The sequence below is a fragment of the Actinomycetospora sp. genome (genome assembly GCF_055612215.1).
This window is the reverse complement of sequence record NZ_JBVPVA010001205.1, coordinates 1-2462: the sequence shown is the minus strand read 5'-3', so window position 1 is coordinate 2462 and position 2462 is coordinate 1. Positions and strand designations below refer to the sequence as shown.

3 protein-coding genes are annotated in these 2462 nt (G+C 74.7%); all 3 read left to right on the top strand.

Annotated elements, in window-relative coordinates; translation table 11 throughout:
• A partial coding sequence (lepB, locus tag AC0CYZ_RS32170; protein ID WP_472222422.1) for a signal peptidase I occupies positions 1 to 1151 on the top strand: 1151 nt, incomplete at its 5' end.
• 95 nt (positions 1152 to 1246) lie between these two features.
• Entirely contained in the window at positions 1247 to 2056 is an 810-nt protein-coding gene (locus AC0CYZ_RS32165; protein WP_472222424.1) for a ribonuclease HII, read from the top strand.
• Positions 2053 to 2373 carry a DUF2469 domain-containing protein gene (locus tag AC0CYZ_RS32160; RefSeq protein WP_378039455.1) on the top strand — a complete coding sequence of 107 codons (321 nt, stop codon included), beginning with the start codon at positions 2053 to 2055 and terminating at the stop codon, positions 2371 to 2373. Before AC0CYZ_RS32165 ends, AC0CYZ_RS32160 begins: the two co-directional genes overlap by 4 nt.
• The last annotated feature ends 89 nt before the right edge of the window (positions 2374 to 2462 follow it).

The window sequence follows — 2462 nt, the reverse complement described above, 5'->3', positions numbered from 1 at the left end:
CGGTCGACGACCGACCCGTCGGGTCGGCCCCGCTGCTCGCGGGCGGCATCCCGCCGCCGAAGCGCGACGGCGCGGAAGGCTCGTCGTCGTCGTCGGACGCCGCGTCCGCCGACGGCGACGACGCCGGCACCACCGTGCTCGGCGAGCCCGCGCGGCACCGTCGCGGCGGTGCCACGGCCGGCCCCGGCCGGGCCGACGACGCCGACGACTCCTCCGGCGCCGGCCGCCGGTCCCGCAGCCGCGCGGACGAGCGCGACGCCGGGGGGAAGAAGAAGCGCAAGGGCTCGTTCTGGCGCGAGCTGCCGCTGCTCGTCGTCGTCGCGATCGTCCTGACCTTCGTCATCCAGACCTTCATCGCGCGCATCTACGTGATCCCGTCCGCGTCGATGGAGCAGACGCTGCACGGCTGCGACGGCTGCGCGAACGACCGCGTGGCCGTCGACAAGGTCACCTACCGCTTCGGCGACCCGGCCCCCGGCGACGTCGTGGTGTTCAAGGGCCCGCCCGCGTGGCTCGACAACGACGAGGTCGGCGAGACCCAGCCCTCGTCGAACCCGCTGGTCCGCGGATTCCAGGACGCGCTCTCGCTGGTCGGCCTCGCGGCGCCCAACGAGAAGGACTTCGTCAAGCGGGTCATCGCGACCGGCGGCCAGACCGTCGCGTGCTGCGACGCCGGCAACCACGTGCTCGTCGACGGCAAGCCGATCACCGAGCCGTACCTCTACTACCAGCCCGGGCTCGGCGACAAGCAAGCCACGTTCGACCCGGTGCGCGTGCCGGACGGCCAGCTCTGGGTGATGGGCGACAACCGGAACAACTCCGCGGACGCCCGCTTCCACGGCCCGGTGCCCGTGAGCGACGTCATCGGCAAGGTCCGCGTCGTCGTCCTGCCGATCAGCCGGTGGCGCACCGTCCCCTCGATCGACCCGCAGGCGACGACGGCCGCGCTGGGCGGCACCGCCCCGCTCGGCACCGGCACGGCCGGGGCCGCGGCGGGCGCACTGCTCGCGGTGCCCGTCGTCGGGGCCGGGCGGCGCCTGCGCCGCGCGGTGGGCGGTGCCACGACCGCCGCCCCGCCGCGTCCGGGTCCGGACGACGGCGAGGACTGGCGGGGCGGGCCACCGCGAGCCGCGGAGGCCGACCGGGAGTGACGTCCGCACGGTCCCGCTCCGGCGGCGACGGTGGCCCCCGGACCGGGGGACGCCCGCGCCGCCGCGCCCGCCGCCCGCTGCCGCCCCGCACCGGCGTGCAGCCGCCGCGGGCCATCATCCGCCGCTCCGGGGAGTCCTGGGCGCTGCAGTCCGCGCTGGAACGGCACGGGCTCGGCCCCGTCGCCGGGGTCGACGAGGCCGGCCGGGGCGCCTGCGCCGGGCCACTCGCGGTCGCGGCGTGCATCCTGCGGCCGAACGACGCCAAGCGCTTCGAGGGCCTCACCGACTCCAAGCTGCTCAGCCCCGAGGAGCGCGAGCGGCTCGCCGCGATCGTGCTGCGACGCGCCGTCGACCACTGCGTGGTGCTGGTCGACCCCGCCGAGGTCGACCGCCGCGGCGTGCACGCGGCGAACATCGACGGCATGCGCCGGGCCGTCGCGCGCCTCGGGGTGCGGCCGGGGTACGTGCTCACCGACGGCTTCCCGGTGACCGGCTTCGGGGTGCCCAGCCTCGCGGTGCCCAAGGGCGACCTGGCCGCCGCCTGTGTGGCCGCCGCGTCGATCCTCGCGAAGACCACCCGCGACCGCCTGATGACCGAGCTGCACGAGCGCCGGCCGGAGTACCGGTTCGACCTCCACAAGGGCTACTGCACCCCGACGCACTCCGCGGAGCTGGCAGAGCACGGCCCCAGCCCCGACCACCGCTACAGCTTCGTGAACGTGGCCGGGGCGGCTCGCCTCGCCGCCGGCCGGGCGGCAGACTCCTCGACGGGGTCGGTGGGCCACAATGAGGAGGACGACGACGACCTCACGGACACCATGTCCGACGAGGTCGACGTGTTCGGGGACAGCGAGGACGTCGAGGACGCGGCCGACGCCGAGGCGGAGGGGGGAGAGGGATCATGAGCGCTGAGGATCTCGAGAAGTACGAGACCGACATGGAGCTGTCGCTCTACCGCGAGTACCGCGACATCGTGAGCCAGTTCTCCTACGTCGTCGAGACCGAGCGCCGGTTCTACCTCGCGAACACCGTCGACGTGGCCGTGCGCAACGCCGACGGCGAGGTCTACTTCGAGGTGCGGATGTCCGACGCCTGGGTCTGGGACATGTACCGGCCCGCGCGCTTCGTCAAGAACGTCCGCGTCGTGACGTTCAAGGACGTCAACGTCGAGGAGCTCGACAAGCCGGACCTGCGCCTCGAGGACGGTCCGTTCGGCGGCTGACCGGCGGCCCCTCGCCGCACTGGTCGCGGCGATCGGCGCACCGCTGCGTCCCCACCCGGCTCGCCGAGCCGAGTTGTCCCCAGGCCGCA